An 18073-nucleotide genomic window follows, 5' to 3' on the forward strand; every position below is an offset into this window, starting at 1 on the left:
TACTCCTTGGAGGTGTTCGCTTCGAGTGGGTCTTGATCACTGTGGAAATGGCCTGCGCCGAGGAGTTCCACGGGTGCGGTGGCGCCGCGGACCGGGAGCGGATCCAGTGGCGCCCGGACGGGTGCGGCTGCCGCGATGCCCGGATCCGTCCCGAACCCGGTGCCCGCCCGAGGTCCGGCTCGGCCTCCGATTCGGCACGCGCCTCGGCGAGGTCGATGCCGCGCCGGAAGGCCGCCACCAGGCCCGGGTCGTGCAGGGCGGGTTCGTCCTCGGTGCGCGGGACGGGTGCCTCCCTGAGCTGCGGGACCAGGTGTTCCTGGTTGGCGCGGCGGGGAAGCTGCGGCCGGCCCATGGTGCCGCGTACGACTCCGGTCTCCGGGGGGAGCGCCGCGACCGCTTCGTCCGCCGGGCGGGCCCCGGGGGCGTGGGCCGGTCGAGGCGCTCGGCGCGCAGCGGGAGCGGCGGGCCCTCGCTCTGCCGGCGCGTCTGCTGCGGTGGCTGGTGCAGCCTGAGCTGTTGGTTCGGCACGTACGGCCGGCGCTCCGGCTCCGGGGCGGGTGCCGGGCCCGGGTTCAGGTCCCGGGGCGCCGCGGTGTCGTCCAGGGGTGGTGGGCGGTGCACGGGGCCGGGGGCGGGGCCGGCGTGCTGCCCGCCTCGGCGGGTGCGTCGTCCTCGGCACCGAGCAGGGACTGCGGAAGCACGAGCACGGCCTGCGTGCCCCCGTAGATGTTGCTCTGCAGCCGTACGGCGATGCCGTGCCTGCGGGCCAGCGAGGCCACCACGAACAGTCCGATCCGGCCGTCCTGGAGCAGCCGGGCCACGTTGACCTGGTCGGGGTCGGCGAGCAGGGCGTTCATGCGCTTCTGTTCGTTGCCCGGCATGCCGAGCCCCCGGTCCTCCACCTCCAGTGCGAGACCGGCGGTGACGTGCTGGGCGCGCAGCAGCACCTGGGTGTGCGGGGCGGAGAACACCGTGGCGTTCTCGACCAGTTCGGCCAGGAGGTGGATCACATCGGCGACCGCGTGCCCGCGCAGGGTGCCGTCGATCGGGGGTACGAGCTTGACGCGCGGGTACTGCTCGACCTCGGCGATCGCCGAGCGCAGCACCTCGGTCATGGTGACCGGGTTGCTCCACTGCCGCCGGGAGACGGCGCCGCCGAGGACGGCGAGGTTCTCGGCGTGGCGGCGGATGCGGGTGGCCAGGTGATCGACGTGGAAGAGGCCCTTGAGCAGGTCGGGGTCCTCGACCTCGTGCTCCAGCTCGTCGAGCAGCTGGATCTCGCGGTGCACCAGCGACTGCAGCCGGCGGGCGAGATTGACGAAGACCTCGACCTTCTGGTCCTCGCCGGTGTGCTCGGAGAGCCGGGACGCCTGTACGACGGCTGCCACGGCTCCTTCCTGTTGACGGCCGAGCTCCTGCGCCAGCAGTTCGAAGGCGTCGCTGCCGGGGGCCACGGGCTGCGGGGGCCGACGCGCGGGCACGGGTTCGCCGTTGCGGAGCTGTTCCACCACCTGTTGCAGCTCGGTCTGCCAGAGCGTGCTGGCGCGGCGCAGGGCGAGGCAGCGGCCGAGGACGGTGGTGGCGGCGCGGTTCGCGGCCAGGAAGGCGGCCAGAATCGCGGCAGCGGCCAGCGCACCGGCGATGCCGAGCGCGGTCCAGAGTTCCGTGGACGGCCGGGTACCGCTGGAGCGGGCGGTGTAGATGACGGCCGCGGCGCCGGTCAGCAGGACGGCGACGGCCGGCAGCACCGCGGTGCGCAGGAGTTGGGGGCGCATGCGCGCCTCGGGGGACGGCTGGGCAGCGCGCGGCCTGGCCGCGGCCGAGTGGGAACGGGCACCCGGTCGGCCGTGCCGCCCGCCCTCTCGTCGTTCCGGTCGCGCGTCGGGTGCGCGAAGTTGAGACATCAGCGTCCTCGGTACGTGGGGCACCAGGCATCGTGGTTCATGTGGTGGCACCTACGGTGGTCGGTCATTCTCGGATCATCGGCCGGGCAGGCCCTGAGAATATGAGCCCACCGTTGATCACCGGACACACACGGTAGTCGCCCACGGTGAGGGCGCGACGGGCCTTGTGGAACTTGCCCGCCATCCGTCCCGCTCTGGTATGACCTCTCGCACGGGCGACCGATTACGCCGACCCCTGTCGGACGGTCGGTACGCGGCAGGCCCCCTCGACGGACGTCGAGGGGCCTGCCGTGGTGCGAGGGGCTGCGCTACGCCTTACGGAGCCGGGCGATGATGCCGTCGAGGTCGCGCCGGACCATGTGCTCGCGGATGATGTGCCCGCCGGGCTCCTCGTACCACTCGTGTGCGATGCCCGCGTCGCCGAGGCGGGCGCGGAACTCCCGCTGGCCGGCCAGCACCTGGTTCTCGTTGACCGTGTCGAACCAGTTGACCGGGTCGGGGCTGGTGCCGGCCACCAGGAAGACCCGCTTGTTGCGGTAGCTCTCGACGCGCTCGACGGGGTTGTCGGCGCTGACCCTGGCCTCGTCCCACAACGGCACGCCGTAGACCGTGCCGCCCGCGAGGTCCAAGGCCGCCGAGGACGCGTTGGCCCAGTGGGTGACGAGCCCGGAGTCACGCCGCAGGCTGGCCGGGCCGGAGTGGGCGCTCACCGAGGCGAAGTGACCGTAGTACTTGGCTGCGTACTTCAGCGCGCCGAAGCCGCCCATCGAGAACCCGGCGACGGCACGCCCGTCGTACTCGGCGAAGGTACGGAAGTTGGCGTCGATCCAGGGAAGCAGCTGGGCGATGTGGAAGGTCTCCCAGTTCCGGGCGCCGCTGTTGGTGCTGACCGGGTTGGAGTACCAGCCCGCGTGCCCGCCGTCGGGCATCACGACGATGACCGGCTTCCCGGCCGTCCACGCCCGGATGCCCGCCCGGTCGAAGGTGATGAAGTCCTGGTCCGTGCCGCCTCCGTGGAACAGGTAGAGGACCGGATAGCGGCGTGCGCCGGTGTGGTAGTCGTCGGGGAGCAGGACGTTGACGCCGGGGTTCCAGCCGATCGCGTCGGTCGCGAACCGGTAGTACCACATACGCGGGTCGCTCTCGTTGCGGTCCACGATGCGCAGCCCGAAGCCGTCGCCCGCCGCCGCGGCCGGCGACGCCGTCGCGAGGATGCCGCCGGTACCGAGCGCCATCACGGCGGATACACCGCCGACGGCCCTGATGACACTTCTGCGGGTGGGACGGTGGTCGCTCAACTCAGCCTCCCGGTGCGCGGCTTACACGTCATGCCGAGTAGCCCTTCGGCGGGATCAGGGTGGCCAGCTGATCGAAGGAGATCCAGTAGATCTGGTTGCCGCTGAACGAGGCGGGGTCGGCTATCAGGACGGTGCGGTCCACGTCGTCGTAGCCGAAGACGGTGAAGTAGTGATAGATCGTCTGGTCCGACGGGTAGCCGGGCGGCTGGTTGCCGGGCGGGGCGACGATGTTGGCCACCAGCGGATAGTTGCGGTCGATGTCGAAGACGATGTCGTTCCACAGCAGGTCCCGCTGGCCCTGGGTGGGCGGATCGTTCGGCATCTCCTTGGTCTCGTACCAGCCCCCGCCGAGGTTCGCGTTGAGTACGCCGGTCACCTGACCGATGTGGTCCGTTCCGGCCTCGGTCGTGCCGAGCTGCCCGGCCAGGGCGCCCTGGCTGGGCGGAGCGATGCGGGCGGAGAGCGCGATACGGGTGGCGGCGGGACCGCACCAGTAGCCGGTCTCCTGCACCTGGTAGTCGATCTGCAGCCAGTGTCCGCTGCTGGTGCTTCCGGCCTCGACCTTCAGCCGCGTTCCGGGCTGGTTGTGCCCGCTGACGACGGCCGTGCCGGCCTTCGAACCGTGGGCGAGCACGGACACGGCGGGGACGTGCGGTGCGGGCGAGGCCTGGGCGATGCCGGGGTGGAGGAGCGCCCCGACGGCGGTGACGGCGATCGCGGTGGACACAAGTCTCTTGCGCATAAAGGCTCCTGAGGTTGAGGGGGGTGGGCCTCGCGGGAAGAAACGCATTCAGGGAGACACGCGGCTGTGCACAGCGGCTCTGCGGGCGGCGGCTTGCGGTGCGGCTGTTCCGGGTGTGGCTGTTCTGGGGTGCGGCTGTTCTCGGGCCGTCCGTTCTCGGGGCGGCTGTTCTTGGGTCGGCGCTTTCCGTCCGGCGCTTTCGTTTCCGGTGCTTTCATCTCTGGTGCTTGCGTCTCCGGCGCTTGCGTGACGCCTTCTGTGCGGCAGCAGAGATCAGGGTGGTTCCTGGCCCGCGACGCACGCAAGGGACGAAAGTTGTGGCTTACCACCGGAGTTGGGGTGGCCCAGCAGCGCGGCTACTGCCGCGCCCGCTCCTCGGCGGCCAACAGGGCACGCCCTTCCGCCGTCGCGACATGGAAGGACCGCCCGGCCTTGCGCACGGTGGTGACCAGACCCGCGGCGCGCAGCACGTTCAGGTGCTGGCTGACGGCGGGGTGGGTCACGTCCAGGAGGCGGGCGGCCTCGACCGTGGAGCACCCGGTGCGGCTCGCGCGCAGGATGCCGGCGCGGGTGTGACCGAGCAGCGGGCCGAGGGGCCGGGCGCCGCCGCGGGGCGGGCGGGGGCAGGGGCCGCCCAGTCCGGGGCGTGGTGGATCGGATAGACGAGAACGGGCGGCAGGTCCCCGTCGGCCAGGGTGATCGGTGTGGGCCAGCAGAAGAACGACGGCTGCAGCACCAGGCCCCGGCCGCGCAGCCGCAATTCCTGCTCGACGGGGTAGGTCACTTCCAGCACGGGCGGACGCCAGCGGAACTGCGGCCCGAGGCCGGCCAGCAGTCCCTCGGTGCCACCGTCGAGGAGACTGCGCAGGCGTACGGCGCGGTCGGCGTCGATGTGGGCGTGGACGCGCTGCCAGTAAGGCGCGAGCGCCTCCAGTTGGTAGCTGCGGAGGGCGCCGCCCAGCTGCCGCAGGGTATCGGTGTCCCCGCCGGCCAAGGACCTTACCCAGCTAGGCAGTTGCAGCGAGGTGGCCAGTTGCGTCAGATCGGTCCGCAGCCGCGGGCGTGGGGTGCTCATCAAGGTGTCGACGGCTGCCTGCAGGGTGGCCCGGTCACCGGATGTCGGGGTGAGGAAGTCGGGCGAGTACCCGCGCGGGGGCAGCAGGCAGGACAGCAGCCGGGGGCTCGCGGAGAGCCGCGGCCGCACCCAGCGGCGCCACGCGCCGAACACCCTTTCGCCGTCGCGTCGTTGCAGGGTCTGCACGCTGTTGCTTATCTCCCAGAGGAAGTCCGGACCGGGGGCCACCCGAACCCGCGCCAGGTCCTCGGACGTGAAGTACACCCGCAGCATGGTCGCTCCCTCGGGGATGGAGGTGTACTGATGCCGACCATGGCCATGCCCATCGGATCAGCGAGCCGGTGGAAGGGGGTTGCGCCGGGAAGCCGCCGCGCCGCACCGGATTCCTCGGGGCAGCGTACCGCCGTTCGACGGGTGTTCAGCTGCCGCACGGCGTTGACGGACGTCGATGCGGAGAGGCATCGGCCGCCGCCGCTCCGCCGGTCGCCTGTCGCGGGCGCGCGGCACGCCCGCCGCATCGAAGTCGGCACGGCGCGCCGCCCGGGACGCCCCGGTCAGAAGGCGCGGCGGACCACCCACGCCGTCCGGGTGGTGCGGACAGTGAGGTCCTCGCGTCGCAGGACGCTGTCGGGCCCTCGCCCTCGATCACGGTGTCGAGTGCGGCCAGGTCGTCGGCGGACAGCTGCCCGTCGAGGTGGGAGCGCAGCTTCCGCAGACACACCTGGGCGTAGCGGGCGGCGGCGGCCGGCAACGGGGCGGGCAGATCGATGACGAAGATGCGCTCCGCTTCCGGCGCGAAGCCCGCGCGGGCCAGGTGAGCGGTCCAGACGGCGGCGGGACGCCTGTTCAGCGCTGCGTGCAACCGGGCCTCCAGGCCGGGGCGGCCCACGCCGATGTCGTCGGGCAGGAAACGGGGGAAGAAGTCCATCTCGGTGACGGCCAGGAGACCGCCGGGCCGCAGCGCGTCGAACGCGTCGGCAAGCACCCGGTCGGGGTCGGCCATGTGGTGCAGGGACGCGGCCGCCCAGACCAGGTCACTGGTGTCGGGCACCGGCCAGCCGTCGTCCAGATCCGCCCGGACACCGCGGACCCGGTCGGCGAGTCCGAGTGCGAGCACCTTCTCCGACAGCCGGTGGAGCATCTGCGGGGAGACGTCCACGGCGGTCACCGCGGCCTGCGGGAAGCGCTGCGCCAGGGCGATGGCGCCGGTGCCCGTCCCGCTGCCCAGGTCGACGATGTGGGCGGGTTCCCGGTCGGCCAGTTCACCCAGCCAGTCGGTCAGCTCCGACAGGTGGCTCCGCAGAACCTCGGCGTCCAGTTCCAGGAGCTCGGCCATCGCGACAGTGCCGACGTCGGCCCCGGAGTGGTCACGGTGCGGGTGAGAGGTGTGCGGGTGCGAGGTGTGCAGGTCGGAGGTGTGCGGCCGGGAGGGGTGCGGGTCGGTGGTGTCCATATGCCGACGATATCCGCGCCTTGCGCGTGACGCGTACACTCTTGCGTATGACGCAAGAAAGCGATTTGGACAGCACCGTCCGCATGCGCATCAGGAGCCTGCGGCAGGCGCGCGGCTGGTCGCTCGACAGCCTCGCCGAGCGTGCGTTCCTGAGCCCCTCCACCCTGAGCCGCATCGAGACCGGCCACCGGCGCATCAGCCTGGACCAGCTCACGGCGCTGGCGCGGGCGCTGGGGACCTCACTCGACCAGCTGGTGGAGACCGTCGACGACGACGACGTCGTCATCAGGCCGCAGCGAGACGAAGCCCGTGGGCTGACCACCTGGCTGCTGAACCGTGGCTCGGGGCCGGCCGGCGTCACCGTCGCCAAGATGCGCATCACCGCCGAGGTGCGGGGCCCGGGCGCCGACCAGCTGGGGTACACCCCGGCAAGGACTGGTTCACCGTCCTGTCGGGAACCATCGCGCTGATCCTCGGCGAACGCGTCGTCCGGGTCGAGACGGGCCAGGCAGCCGAGTTCTCCACCATGGTCCCGCACGCCATCAAGGCGCTCGGCGGACCGGCCGAGATCCTGTGCATCCTGGATCAGGACGGGCGGCGCAGCCACCTGCACCCGCCCGCGTGAAATCGGCCGGCCCAGGCGCCCCCGCTCCCCGGGTCCGCCGCACGCGATCTTCCGGTGACCGCCGGGCCCGTCTGGCCCGTCAGGCCTGAGCGGCCCGGTCGCGGTCCCGGTCCGGGGCCGGTGCGGAAGCGGTCCTGGCGCCACCGGGAAGCTGCACGTGGACCGGGGGCCAGTTGCCCCAGCCCGGTGCCGGCTCCGCGGCCACGGCACGCCACCACGGCTCGACCACCGGCGGGTCGGCTGGCTCGAACGGCTGGCCCGGCCGCGGCGCCGCCATCGTCACCCCGACGAACTGGGTCGCGCGCATGGACCACTCGGCAGGTTCGGCCCACGGATGCAGTGCCAGGTTGAACGTCCCCCAGTGGATCGGCAGCATGACGCCCGCCGACGTGTCGTTGCCCTGCAGGTCGAGATGGGCCTGGACCCCCTCGTCGGGGCTCATGTGGATGTCCGGCCACGCACCGGGCTCCGGCCTGCTGTCCGTCTGCTCCTTGGGCCAGTACTGGCTGTAGGCGCCGATCTGGATCATGGTGGCGTCGAACGGCCCGTGCTCGGCGCCAATGTCCTTGAAGCCGGGGAAATAGCCGGTGTCGCCGCTGTGGTAGATCCGGTGCTCGGGCCCGGCGACCACCCAGGAGGCCCAGAGGGTGTGCTGCTGGTTGCGCAGGCCACGGCCGCAGAAGTGCCGGGCCGGGGTGGCGGTCAGGCTGATCCCGGCGACCGTCGTGGTCTCGTTCCAGTCGAGCTCACGGATCCGGTCCAGGGGCACACCCCAGTGCTCCAGATGCGCCCCGACCCCGAGCGGCACCGCGAAGACCGCGTCCGTACCCGCCAGGGCCCGGATGGTCGGAAGGTCGAGGTGGTCGTAGTGGTCGTGCGAGATCACCACCACATCGACCGGGCCGAGCACGCCGAGCGGCAGCGGCGCAGGGTGCAGGCGCTTGGGTCCGGCGAACGCGAAGGGGGAACAGCGCTCGCCCCAGACCGGGTCGAAGAGCACCCGCCGGCCGTCGATCTCGGCGAGCACGCTGGAATGCCCCATCCAGGTGAGCCGCAGCCCGGAGGCAGGAGGCTCGGCGAGGTCGGCCAGGGTGGTGGCGTGCACGGGCACGTCGCCGGTCGGCGATCTGAGCGCCCGCTCCTCCTTGCGGAAGTACGTCTTCGCGAACTCCAGCGCGGAGCCGGACGGCCTGGTCCGTGCCCCCACCGGGTTCTGGAAGACCCCGTCGGCGAAGTTCGGGGAACTGCGGATGCGCTCCATGCGGGCGCCGCCCGCGTCGGCCCCGAAGGGGGCGGTACGCAGCGCACGCAGCCGGGTGCGGAGCGGAAGCTTGGAGTCAGCGCCGGTCACAAGATCTCCTGAGGGAGTCGGTGTCGTCTCATTATGGACGGGGGGTACGACAGTGCGAGAGCAGAACACCCAACGGGATGGCGGACCGCGAGGGCGGCCTCAGCCACGCGACTGCCCGTACACGTGCTCGACGTGCAGCCGCAGGACGACCCGCCGGTCCCTGACCATGGCCCTGCGGTAGTCGTCCCAGTCGGGGTGCTCGCCCTGCACGTCCCGGTAGAGCCTGATCAGCTCCGCCACCGTGTCGTCGTCGGGATCGGCGGCCACCGGGGTGAGATCGGCGGTGCCGTCCGCCACCGTCCAGGCCCAGCGGTCCTCGCTGGTGACGTGGTAGCTCGCCCGCGGGTCCCGGCGCAGATTCCGGGTCTTCGCACGGTCCTCGGTGACCGACACCCGGATGATGTGCTCGTCCGGGTAGTAGAAGTGGTTGACATTGGACAGCTGGGCCTGCCGTCCCGCTTCAGTGTGACCAGTACGCCGCTGTTTCCTTCGGCGAGCAGCCGAAGCAGCGCCTCCTGCTGTGCATCGAATCCCGTCATGACGAATCCAACGTCCGGACCCGGCGGAGGATTCCGCACCGGGCGCACCGCCCGTCACGCCCGCTCCCGGATCGGGCCACCTGGCGTTCCGCCCCGCCCGTACTCAGGCCACCGGACGGTGATTCGCCGCAGGCCGCGTTGACAGCGCAGCACCCGCCTCCCGATACTGAATGGTGATTCAGTAATTGACCACCGGCCGGCCCGCGGGGCGCCGGTGCCGCGACACCGCACTCCGCGGCACCGCCCCGGCCACGCCCGGCCGCAGCGACCGAGGAGAACTCCCGATGACGACGCCTCCGGTGTCAACGCCGGCCCCACTGATCTCGCTGACCTGGACGGACCACGTCACCGGCTGCCAGGGACATCTGGTCGTGGACCGGCTGGTACGCGGGGTGTCCAGCGGCGGCCTGCGGATGCGGGCGGGCTGCACGCTCGACGAGGTGGCCGGGCTGGCCCGCGGCATGACGATGAAGGAAGCCCTCCACTTCGACGCGGAGCGCACCGGAACCCGCTACGTACCGCTCGGCGGCGCCAAGGGCGGCATCGACTGCGATCCGCGGGACCCGGCCGCCTACGGCATCCTGGTGCGCTATCTGCGCGCCGTGCGTCCGTACGTCGAGAACATCTGGACGACCGGTGAGGACCTCGGGCTGAGCCAGGACCTGGTCGACCGGGCTGCCGAGGAGGCCGGGCTCGTCTCCTCGGTCCAGGCCGTCTACCCCCTGCTCGACGACGAGAAGAGCGCCCGGCAGCGGCTGGCCGACGCCTTCGCCGTCGAGGTGGACGGCATCGGCCTCGACGAGCTGGTCGGCGGCTGCGGCGTCGCCGAGTCGGTCCTCGCCGCGCTGGACCGGGCCGGGATCGACTACGACGGGGCGCGGGTCGCCGTCCAGGGTCTCGGCACCATGGGTGGTGCGACGGCCAGGTTCCTGTCGCGGGCCGGACTGCGGGTGGTCGCCGTCGCCGACGTCAAGGGCACGATCGCCAATCCGGCCGGACTCGACATCGAGGCCCTGCTGGCCGCCCGGGACGGCTACGGCACGGTGGACCGTGGCGCGCTTCGCGACGCGGACCGGGAGCTGCCGGCCGGGGCCTGGCTGGCCCAGGACGTGGAGGTGCTCGTACCGGCGGCCGTCTCCTACGCCGTCGATGCCACGAACCAGGCTCACATCACCGCCCGTTGGGTGATCGAGGCGGCCAACATGCCGGTGCTCCCGGAGGCCGAGGCCCTGCTCGCCGAGCGCGGGATCACCGTGCTGCCCGACGTGGTCGTCAACTCCGGCACCAACGCCTGGTGGTGGTGGACCCTGTTCGGCGACATCGGAGCCGACGCGGACGAGGCCTTCGCGCACACCCGGCGCTCGATGCGCGCCCTCATCGAGCTCGTGCTGGCCCGGGCCGCGGTGGACGGCTGCACCCCGCGGGCCGCGGCCCATGCCGTCGTCGCCGACCGGCTGCCGGTGATGGCGGAGCGCTTCGGCTGGTACCGGGACTCCCTGACCGCTGCCCATAACTGCGCCTGAGCCGGCATCAGGTACCGGCCTCACCGGGTACCTCCGGCTGAGCAGGGCACGGCAGGGTCCGGTTCCGCTCCCGCCCCCGGCCTGCTCCGCCACGGGCATTGGTTAGGGTGACGGCGTGGCAAGAGTGCGGTTGGGTGTGGCGGAGCGACGCGAGGAGCTGCTGCGCGCTGCCGTCGAGCAGATCGAGGTACGGGGTGTCGCGGCGGTGCGGATCGCCGATGTGGCGTCCGTGCTCGGCGTGAGCAACGCCCTGGTGCTGTACCACTTCTCCACCAAGGAGAAGCTGGTCGCGGCCGCCTTCGCGCACGCGGCCGAGGCAGACCTCGCCCACCTGCGCAAACTGCTGAGCCGCCGGACCACCGCCGTACGCAGGCTGCGCGCCGCGGTCCGCTGGTACGCCCCCACGGGCCAGGCCAAGGGCTGGCGGCTGTGGATCGAGGGCTGGACAGCCTCCCTCCGCGACCCCACGCTGCGCAATGTGGCGGGCGATCTCGACCAGCAGTGGAAGGCGGAGCTGGCCGAGGTCATCGAGGAGGGCGCGGCCGCGGGCGAGTTCCACTGCGACGACCCGATGTCCGTGGCCTGGCGGCTCACCGCGCTGCTGGACGGTCTCGCCGTGCAGATGACGTCGTACGCGGGTCCGTTGTCCCGGGCCACGATGCTGGAGTGGACCGAAGAGGCCCTCGCCCGTGAACTGGGCATCGACCACGAGACGCTTACGGCCTGACCGTCCGCACGCACCGGTCTGCCCCTCCCCTCTCTCCTGCGTGCCTGTCAGGTCTGGCGCAGAGGTGCGTAGGACTCACCTCCGAGCCCGAAGGTCCATGCGACGCCCTCCTTCGCGGTCCGGGTGCCGGGTGGTACCCGCAGCCAGTAGGTGCGATGCGTCCCGTCCGGCTCCGGGGTGGAGTTGACCACTTCGACCATGACCACGTCCTCGTCGCCGTCGAGCGCGATCCGCCAGAGGATGCCCGTCTCGTCCCGGTGGACCGGTTCGGCGCCCGACTCGGTGAGGTAGCGGTCGTACCCGTAGAACTCCAGCATCACGCGCCGCAGTTCCGCGTTCTCCTCGGCCCGGATCCGTTCCGGGGTCAGTGAGGTCAGTTCCGACAGGAAGGCGGCGGGCACGGGCATGCCGCGCCAGGCGTACAGCCCGAACCCGTCACGGTAGGAGAGCGCCGGCCCGTCGCCGCGGTCGAGGCGGCCCGCCTCGTCACGGTGCAGTGCCTCGGGGCGTTCGCTGATCACTACGGTGCGCTCGTACGGCCACCACCAGCCCGCGCTCCTCGCCACCGCCGCCAGTCCGTCCAGCCGGTCGCCCCGGCCGTCGAAGGCGGCGAGCCACGCGGCGTCGTGCTGGCCGAGGACCGCGTCGAGCAGCACCAGCCGGACATCCGTCTCGTCCTCGGGCCGCTCGGCGAGTTCGGCGACGACACCGGCCCGTATCCGGTCGGCGAGCGCCGCCGTCGCCTCCCACAGCTGGGCGCCGGTGGCGGACCACAGCGCGGACCAGCCGGCCGGGCCCAACTCGTCGTACACCCGGCGCCGTTCCTTCGCCCAGGGCCGGGTGCGAACCTCCTCGCGGACCGAACGGCCCGCATCGGTCAGCTTCTCCACGAGCTCGACGGCGGCCCTGGGCGAGTCGGCCCAGACGAACTCCTCCGGTTCCGCCAGTCCCGCGCTGCGGTAGGCGAGCCGCACACCGTCCTCGGCCGCCGCCCGGTCCGCCGCGCCGGTCGCCGCCGCCACGGCCCGCCATGAGTCCACGTACTGCATCGGTTTCCCCGTCCCCTGTTCCCTGTGTTCTCAGATCGCTCTTCACCGCAGCCCGGCGGGCCGCTCAGTCCGCGACGACGCGGATCGCTCCCGGCGCGTACTCCCGCTGGCGCACCACACGGAACCAGCCCTTCGGCAGCGGGATCACCGCATGCTCCTCGTGCACCACCCGGCCGCCGTCGGGGAGATGGAGCAGCATCGGGCCGAACACCCCGCCCTCCTTGATCAGCCGTCCCGGACCCGGCACCGCGTGCGCGTGCCCGGTGACCTCACCGAGCGCGAGCACCAGCCGGCCCCGCCCGTCGCGCAGTTCGCCCGGCGCGTCCACGAGGTTCGACGGCACCGCCGACTCCTCCAGCGCCATGATCAGTACATCGCCCTGCCGGTACACAGACGTCCCCCGTCCCGGCCGGCACCCGCTGTGCCGGCCATGGGTAAAACGCTACGACGGGGGTCTGACAGCCGGCCGCGCGGCGCCGCAGCCCGGGCCCGGCCGCGCCGTTGTCAGTGGGCCTTGATAGACCTTGCGGACATCAAACCGTCGCCGTCATCAGGAGCTCAGGGCCATGTCCGATGTGGACCACCTGCACGAGTTGCTCGGCCTTCCGGCCGTGGATTTCCGGCACGACCCGGGTGACGGGCCCCGGCCGGCAGCCGGTGCGGCCGCCTGGCGCATCTCGGTCGACCCGTACGAGGACGAGGACCACACCTGGGAGCAGGAGTTCGCCTCGTTCCTGGAGGCCGTCGATCCGGCCGGGGTCCGGGCGCTGATCATCGGCCAGTGGGGCGAGTCGTACGAGGAGAAGTCGTCGTACCCGATCGGTCTCGTGACGGCCGCCGCCGACCGGCTCACCTCGTTGGAAGCGGTGTTCGTCGGCGATCTGACGATGGAGGAGGCGGAGATCTCCTGGATCGAGCAGAGCGATGTCACCGCTCTGCTCACCACCTTCCCGGCGCTGGTCGAGCTCGGGGTGCGCGGCGGAAGCCATCTGGCCTTCCCGCCCACCAGGCACGAGCGCCTGCGTTCGCTCACCATCCAGACGGGCGGGCTGCCGGTCGCGGTGGTCCGCGGGGTGCTGGACAGCGAGCTGCCCGCGCTGGAGCGGCTGGACCTGTGGCTGGGTGTCTCGGCCTACGAAGGCGACGCCGACGTGGCCGATCTCGCGCCGCTCCTGTCCGGCACGCGCTTCCCGGCCCTGCACCATCTGGGTCTGCGCAACAGTGAGCTGCAGAACGAGATCGCGGCGGCCATCGCCTCGGCCCCGCTCGTGGCCCGGCTGCGCACCCTCGACCTGTCGTGCGGCACGCTCGGCGACGAGGGCGCGGCGGCGCTGCTGGAAGGTCAGCCCCTGACCCATCTCGAAGTGCTCGATCTGCACCACCACTTCCTCACCGAGCCGGTGGAGCGCAGGATCGCCGAGTCCCTGGAGCCGCACGGGGTGCGGGTCGACCTGTCGGACCGCTGCGAGCCGTGGGGCGGCCGCGGGGCCGAAGGGCGCTACACCTCGGTCTCGGAGTGAGGGGGCGGTGAACAGCGCGCCGCCGCGGTTCGCGGTCGTCGGCAATCCCGGCAGCCGCCGGGTCGCTCTCTTCCGGGACGCCGTGCGCACCGCCGGGCTGCCGCAGGTGCGCACCGTGTCCTGGCTGGAGGTGCTGAGGGGCGAGGCGGCCTTCCTGCCCGGGGAGACCGTGCGCATCGACTCCCCCGGCGAGGACCCCTGGGTCGAGCGGCTGCTGCGTGGCGTCGACGACCCGACCAGGGTGGAGGGTTCGGCCCGCTGGTACACACGGTTCGTCGCCGCGGTCGGGGACGTGGCCCGGGCGGCGACCGCCGTCGGTGCGGTGCTGCTCGACGACCCCGGCGACCTCGCGGTGCTGTTCGACAAGCGGCTGTGCCACGGGATGCTGGCCGCGGCGGGGGTACCCGTGCCGCCCTCGCCGACATCCGGCCCCGTCGCGCCCCCCGTGCGCGGCTGGGCGGATGTGCGTGAGCTGATGGCGGACCACCGCATGCCGAGGGTCTTCGTGAAGCTCGCGCACGGGTCGTCGGCCTCCGGGGTGCTGGCTGTCGAGACGGCCGGGCCGGGCCGGCTGCGGGCGACCACCTCGGTCGAGCGGGAGCGGGACGGACGGCTCCACAACTCGCTGCGGGTGCGCAGCCTCACGACGGAGCGGGAGGTGGCGGCGGTCGTCGACGCGCTCGCGCCGGACGGGCTGCACATCGAGCGCTGGCTGCCGAAGGCCTCGCAGCGTGGCCGGGCCGCGGATCTGCGGGTCGTGGTGGTGGACGGCCGCGCGACCCATGCCGTCGTCCGCACCAGCCGCTCCCCCATGACCAATCTGCACCTCGGCGGTGCGCGCGGCGATCTGGACGAGGTGCGCAGCGCCGTCGAGGCGGCGGGCGGCAGCTGGGGCGAGGCCCTCGCGGTGTGCGAGCGGGCGGCCGCGGCCTTCCCGGACACCCTGAGCGTGGGCGTCGATCTGCTGCCCTCGACCGGCTGGCGGCGCTTCGCCGTCGGTGAGGTCAACGCCTTCGGTGATCTGCTGCCGCGGCTGACCGGTCTGCCGGGCAGCGGCGCCGAGGGCCTGGACACCTATGCGGCGCAGGTAGCCGCCGTACGGAACCGAGCAAGGAATCACCGTGTCATCGCTTCATCCTGAGTCCCCTTCCGGCGAGTTCCCTCCGGGCGTCGCCGATGCCGTGAACCCCGACATGAGCGAGGTCGTGGGCAGCCACGACCTGCTGCTCGTCACCCTGGACACCCTGCGGTACGACGTGGCGGCGGAGCTCGCCGCCGCCGGGTGCATCCCGAATCTGGCCCGGCATCTGCCGGGCGGTGTCTGGGAGAAGCGGCACGCCCCGGGGAGCTTCACCTACGCGTCGCACCAGGCGATCTTCGCGGGGTTCCTGCCCACCCCGGCCGCGCCGGGGCCGCATCCCCGGCTCTTCGCCGCCCGGTTCGCCGGCAGCGAGACCACTGCCGCGCGCACCTTCGTCTTCGACACCCCCGATCTCCTGTCGGGCCTCGCCGCGGCCGGGTACCGCACGGTCTGCATCGGCGGCGTCGGGTTCTTCAACCGGCAGGCCCCGCTCGGCTCGGTGCTGCCGGGATGTTCCAGGAGGCGCACTGGGAGCCGGAGTTCGGCGTCGCGTCGCGGACCTCCTTCGAGTCGCAGGTGAGCCGCGCGGAACGCGTGGTCGCGGACCTCCCGCCCGACCAGCGGCTGTTCCTCTTCGTCAACGTCTCCGCGCTGCACCAGCCGAACTGGTTCCACCGCTCGGGCGCGACCCGCGACGCAGGTGACAGCCGCGACACCCACGCCGCCGCGCTGGAGTACGTCGACGCCCACATCAGCCGCCTCTTCGCCGCCGCGAGCAGCCGCCGCCGCGCCTTCGCCATCGTCTGCTCCGACCACGGCACGGCGTACGGCGACGACGGATACACCGGTCACCGGCTGGGCCACGAGTCCGTCTGGACCGTTCCGTACGCCCACTTCTTCCTGGACCGAGGGGCCACCGCACGATGACCAGCCCGCACCCCGTACGCCCCTACCAGAGCTACGTCTACGCCTATCCGCACAAGACGGCCTACGGCAGGCTGTCCGAGCACCCCGCCGGGCGGCCCGCGCTGCGTGAGCTGTGGGCAGTGGAACGCAAGGACGCGCTCTCGCTCTATCTCCACATACCGTTCTGCGAGATCCGGTGCGGCTTCTGCAACCTCTTCACCCGCATAGGCGCCCCCGACGCGCTCACCACCCGTTACCTCGACGCGCTGGACCGGCAGGCGACCGCCGTGCGGGAGGCGCTCGGTGACGACGAGCCGGTGCGCTTCGCCGCGGCGGCCTTCGGCGGCGGGACCCCCACCTTCCTGACCGCGGGCGAGCTGGAGCGGCTGTGCGACATCGCGGAGAAGCGCATGGGCGCCGATCTGCGGGCCGTGCCCCTGTCGGTGGAGACCTCGCCGCCGACCGCGACCGCCGACCGGCTCGCCGTCCTCGCCGACCGGGGACGACCAGGATCAGCATCGGTGTGCAGAGCTTCGTCGAGGCCGAGGCTCGGGCGGCGGTCCGCCCGCAGCGCCGTGCCGAGGTGGAGGCGGCCCTCGGCCTGATCCGGGACGCCCGCATCCCGGTGCTCAACATCGATCTGATCTACGGCATCGACGGGCAGACCGAGGAGAGCTGGCGCACCTCGCTCGACGCGGCGTTGCAGTGGCGGCCGGAGGAGCTGTACCTCTACCCGCTGTACGTCCGGCCGCTGACCGGCCTGGGCCGGTCCGGCGGCTCGGCCACGGACGCGGACTCCGCCTGGGACGAGCAGCGCCTGCGGCTGTACCGGGCGGGTCGTGATCATCTCCTGTCCCACGGCTACGAGCAGGTGTCGATGCGGATGTTCCGCCGGGCCGGCGCGCCGCTGACGGACGGGCCCGACGACTACGCCTGCCAGACCGACGGCATGATCGGTCTGGGCTGCGGCGCGCGCTCGTACACCTCGCGGCTGCACTACTCCTTCGACTACGCGGTGGAAATGCGGGAAGTCCGGGCGATCATCGACGGGTACACGGCCACCGAGGACTTCTCGCACGCCGAGGTGGGGCGGTTCACCGACGGTGGCGAGGCGCGTCGCCGGCACCTGCTCCAGTCCGTGCTGCAGGCCGCGGGGATGCCGGTGGCGGAGTACCGCGAGCGGTTCGGCACCTCCCCGCAGGAGGACTTCCGCGAAGAACTCGCCCTGTTCGAAGCCCGGGGCTGGCTGGACCCGGACGCGGCGGCCGCCGGGGTCCTGCGCCTGACGCCCGAGGGGCTCGCGCACTCCGACGCCCTGGGCCCCGACCTCTTCTCCCCCGCTGTACGGGCCGCGATGGCCGCGTACGAGCTGAAGTGAGCCCGGCATGGACCTGACGATTCTCTACCGCGGTCCGCTCGCGTCGTGCGATTACGACTGCCCCTACTGCCCGTTCGCCAAGCGACGCGACAGCCCGGCGCAGTTGCGGGCCGACCGCGCGGCGCTGGAGCGGTTCACCGCGTGGGCGGCGGCGCAGACCGGTGACCGGATCTCCGTGCTGTTCACCCCGTGGGGCGAGGGCCTGGTCCGCTCCTGGTACCGCCGGGCACTGGTCGAGCTGGCCCGGCTGCCGCACATCCGCCGGGTGGCGATCCAGACGAACCTCAGCGGCCGCACGCAGTGGCTGGCCTCGGCGGGTGCCACCGGCCGGGACAGGATCGCGCTCTGGTGCACCTACCACCCGGGCAGACACCTTTTGAGCGCTTCCTCGCCCGGTGCGGGGAGCTGACGTCCCTGGGGATTCGCCACAGCGTCGGGGTGGTCGGTCTGAGCGGTCATCTCGACGAGGCGCGGCGGCTGCGGGCGGCGCTCCCGCCCGAGGTCTATCTCTGGGTCAACGCCGCGGAGGGTCACACGTATACGGACGAGGAGGCAGACCGGTGGACGGCGATCGACCCGTTGTTTCCCTACAGCCGCCATCCGCACCGTTCGGCCGGGCTGCCCTGCCGGACCGGTGAGTCGGTCATCTCGGTCGACGGGGACGGGACCGTGCGCCGCTGCCACTTCGTCCGGGCCGAGCTGGGCAATCTCTACGACGGCAGCTATCGCCGGGCACTGGGCCCGCGGGGCTGCCCGCTCGCCGTCTGCGACTGCCACATCGGTTATGTGCATCTGGAGACGCTGCCGCTGTACGACGTCTTCGCGGGCGGCGTGCTGGAGCGGATACCTGCGCAGCCGCTGCCCCGGACAGGTCGGGGCAGCCCGTAGCCATGTACACGGCA

11 protein-coding genes and 6 pseudogenes are annotated in these 18073 nt (G+C 72.3%); 8 read left to right on the plus strand and 9 right to left on the minus strand.

Annotated elements, in window-relative coordinates; all coding sequences use genetic code 11:
* Positions 1-572: 572 nt before the first annotated feature.
* The 5 genes and pseudogenes from LNW71_RS00420 to LNW71_RS00440 form a co-directional block, all read right to left on the minus strand.
* Entirely contained in the window at positions 573-1775 is a 1203-nt protein-coding gene (locus LNW71_RS00420; RefSeq protein ID WP_250966382.1) for an ATP-binding protein, read from the minus strand.
* Between the two features lie 437 nt (positions 1776-2212).
* Entirely contained in the window at positions 2213-3202 is a 990-nt protein-coding gene (locus tag LNW71_RS00425) for an esterase family protein (protein ID WP_250966383.1), read from the minus strand.
* A 28-nt stretch (positions 3203-3230) separates the two neighbouring features.
* Positions 3231-3944 carry a C39 family peptidase gene (locus tag LNW71_RS00430; protein WP_250966384.1) on the minus strand — a complete coding sequence of 238 codons (714 nt, stop codon included), beginning with the start codon at positions 3942-3944 and terminating at the stop codon, positions 3231-3233.
* A 356-nt stretch (positions 3945-4300) separates the two neighbouring features.
* A pseudogene (locus LNW71_RS00435) lies at positions 4301-5292 on the minus strand (ArsR/SmtB family transcription factor).
* A gap of 145 nt (positions 5293-5437) precedes the next feature.
* Positions 5438-6472, minus strand: coding sequence for a class I SAM-dependent methyltransferase (locus LNW71_RS00440; protein WP_250966385.1), 1035 nt, complete (start codon positions 6470-6472; stop codon positions 5438-5440).
* Positions 6473-6519: 47 nt separating this feature from the next.
* On the opposite strand from LNW71_RS00440, the pseudogene LNW71_RS00445 reads away from it, so the two are divergent.
* Positions 6520-7097, plus strand: a pseudogene (locus tag LNW71_RS00445) (helix-turn-helix domain-containing protein).
* 79 nt (positions 7098-7176) lie between these two features.
* Here the strand turns inward: LNW71_RS00445 and LNW71_RS00450 are convergent.
* Together LNW71_RS00450 and LNW71_RS00455 are read right to left on the minus strand one after the other, a co-directional pair.
* Complete coding sequence (locus LNW71_RS00450; protein ID WP_250966386.1) at positions 7177-8448, minus strand: MBL fold metallo-hydrolase; 1272 nt, start codon at positions 8446-8448, stop codon at positions 7177-7179.
* Between the two features lie 99 nt (positions 8449-8547).
* Positions 8548-8987: pseudogene (locus LNW71_RS00455) on the minus strand (PPOX class F420-dependent oxidoreductase).
* A gap of 284 nt (positions 8988-9271) precedes the next feature.
* On the opposite strand from LNW71_RS00455, the gene LNW71_RS00460 reads away from it, so the two are divergent.
* Both LNW71_RS00460 and LNW71_RS00465 read left to right on the plus strand, forming a co-directional pair.
* The gene (locus LNW71_RS00460; RefSeq protein ID WP_250966387.1) at positions 9272-10510 is read left to right on the plus strand and encodes a glutamate dehydrogenase; all 1239 of its coding nucleotides are present in this window, start codon (positions 9272-9274) and stop codon (positions 10508-10510) included.
* 136 nt (positions 10511-10646) lie between these two features.
* Positions 10647-11237: a TetR/AcrR family transcriptional regulator gene (locus tag LNW71_RS00465; RefSeq protein ID WP_250971847.1), complete on the plus strand. Its 591-nt coding sequence runs from the start codon at positions 10647-10649 to the stop codon at positions 11235-11237.
* A gap of 47 nt (positions 11238-11284) precedes the next feature.
* On the opposite strand, the gene LNW71_RS00470 is transcribed toward LNW71_RS00465, so the two are convergent.
* Positions 11285-12286, minus strand: coding sequence for a DUF6745 domain-containing protein (locus tag LNW71_RS00470; protein WP_250966388.1), 1002 nt, complete (start codon positions 12284-12286; stop codon positions 11285-11287).
* Between the two features lie 64 nt (positions 12287-12350).
* Complete coding sequence (locus LNW71_RS00475; protein WP_250966389.1) at positions 12351-12677, minus strand: hypothetical protein; 327 nt, start codon at positions 12675-12677, stop codon at positions 12351-12353.
* Between the two features lie 175 nt (positions 12678-12852).
* Between LNW71_RS00475 and LNW71_RS00480 the strand changes: the two genes are divergently transcribed.
* The 5 genes and pseudogenes from LNW71_RS00480 (at position 12853) to LNW71_RS00500 (ending at position 18059) form a co-directional block, all read left to right on the plus strand.
* The gene (locus tag LNW71_RS00480; RefSeq protein WP_250966390.1) at positions 12853-13806 is read left to right on the plus strand and encodes an STM4015 family protein; all 954 of its coding nucleotides are present in this window, start codon (positions 12853-12855) and stop codon (positions 13804-13806) included.
* 7 nt (positions 13807-13813) lie between these two features.
* Positions 13814-14947 (plus strand): STM4014 family protein, encoded by a 1134-nt coding sequence (locus LNW71_RS00485; protein ID WP_250966391.1) that lies wholly within the window; start codon positions 13814-13816, stop codon positions 14945-14947.
* Positions 14948-14999: 52 nt separating this feature from the next.
* Positions 15000-15814, plus strand: a pseudogene (locus LNW71_RS00490) (STM4013/SEN3800 family hydrolase).
* A pseudogene (locus LNW71_RS00495) lies at positions 15811-17171 on the plus strand (STM4012 family radical SAM protein). The pseudogenes LNW71_RS00490 and LNW71_RS00495 overlap by 4 nt, the downstream one beginning before the upstream one ends.
* 7 nt (positions 17172-17178) lie before the next feature.
* Positions 17179-18059, plus strand: a pseudogene (locus LNW71_RS00500) (STM4011 family radical SAM protein).
* The last annotated feature ends 14 nt before the right edge of the window (positions 18060-18073 follow it).

Origin of the sequence: Streptomyces sp. RKAG290, from assembly GCF_023701695.1 — a bacterium.
GTDB lineage: Bacteria > Actinomycetota > Actinomycetes > Streptomycetales > Streptomycetaceae > Streptomyces.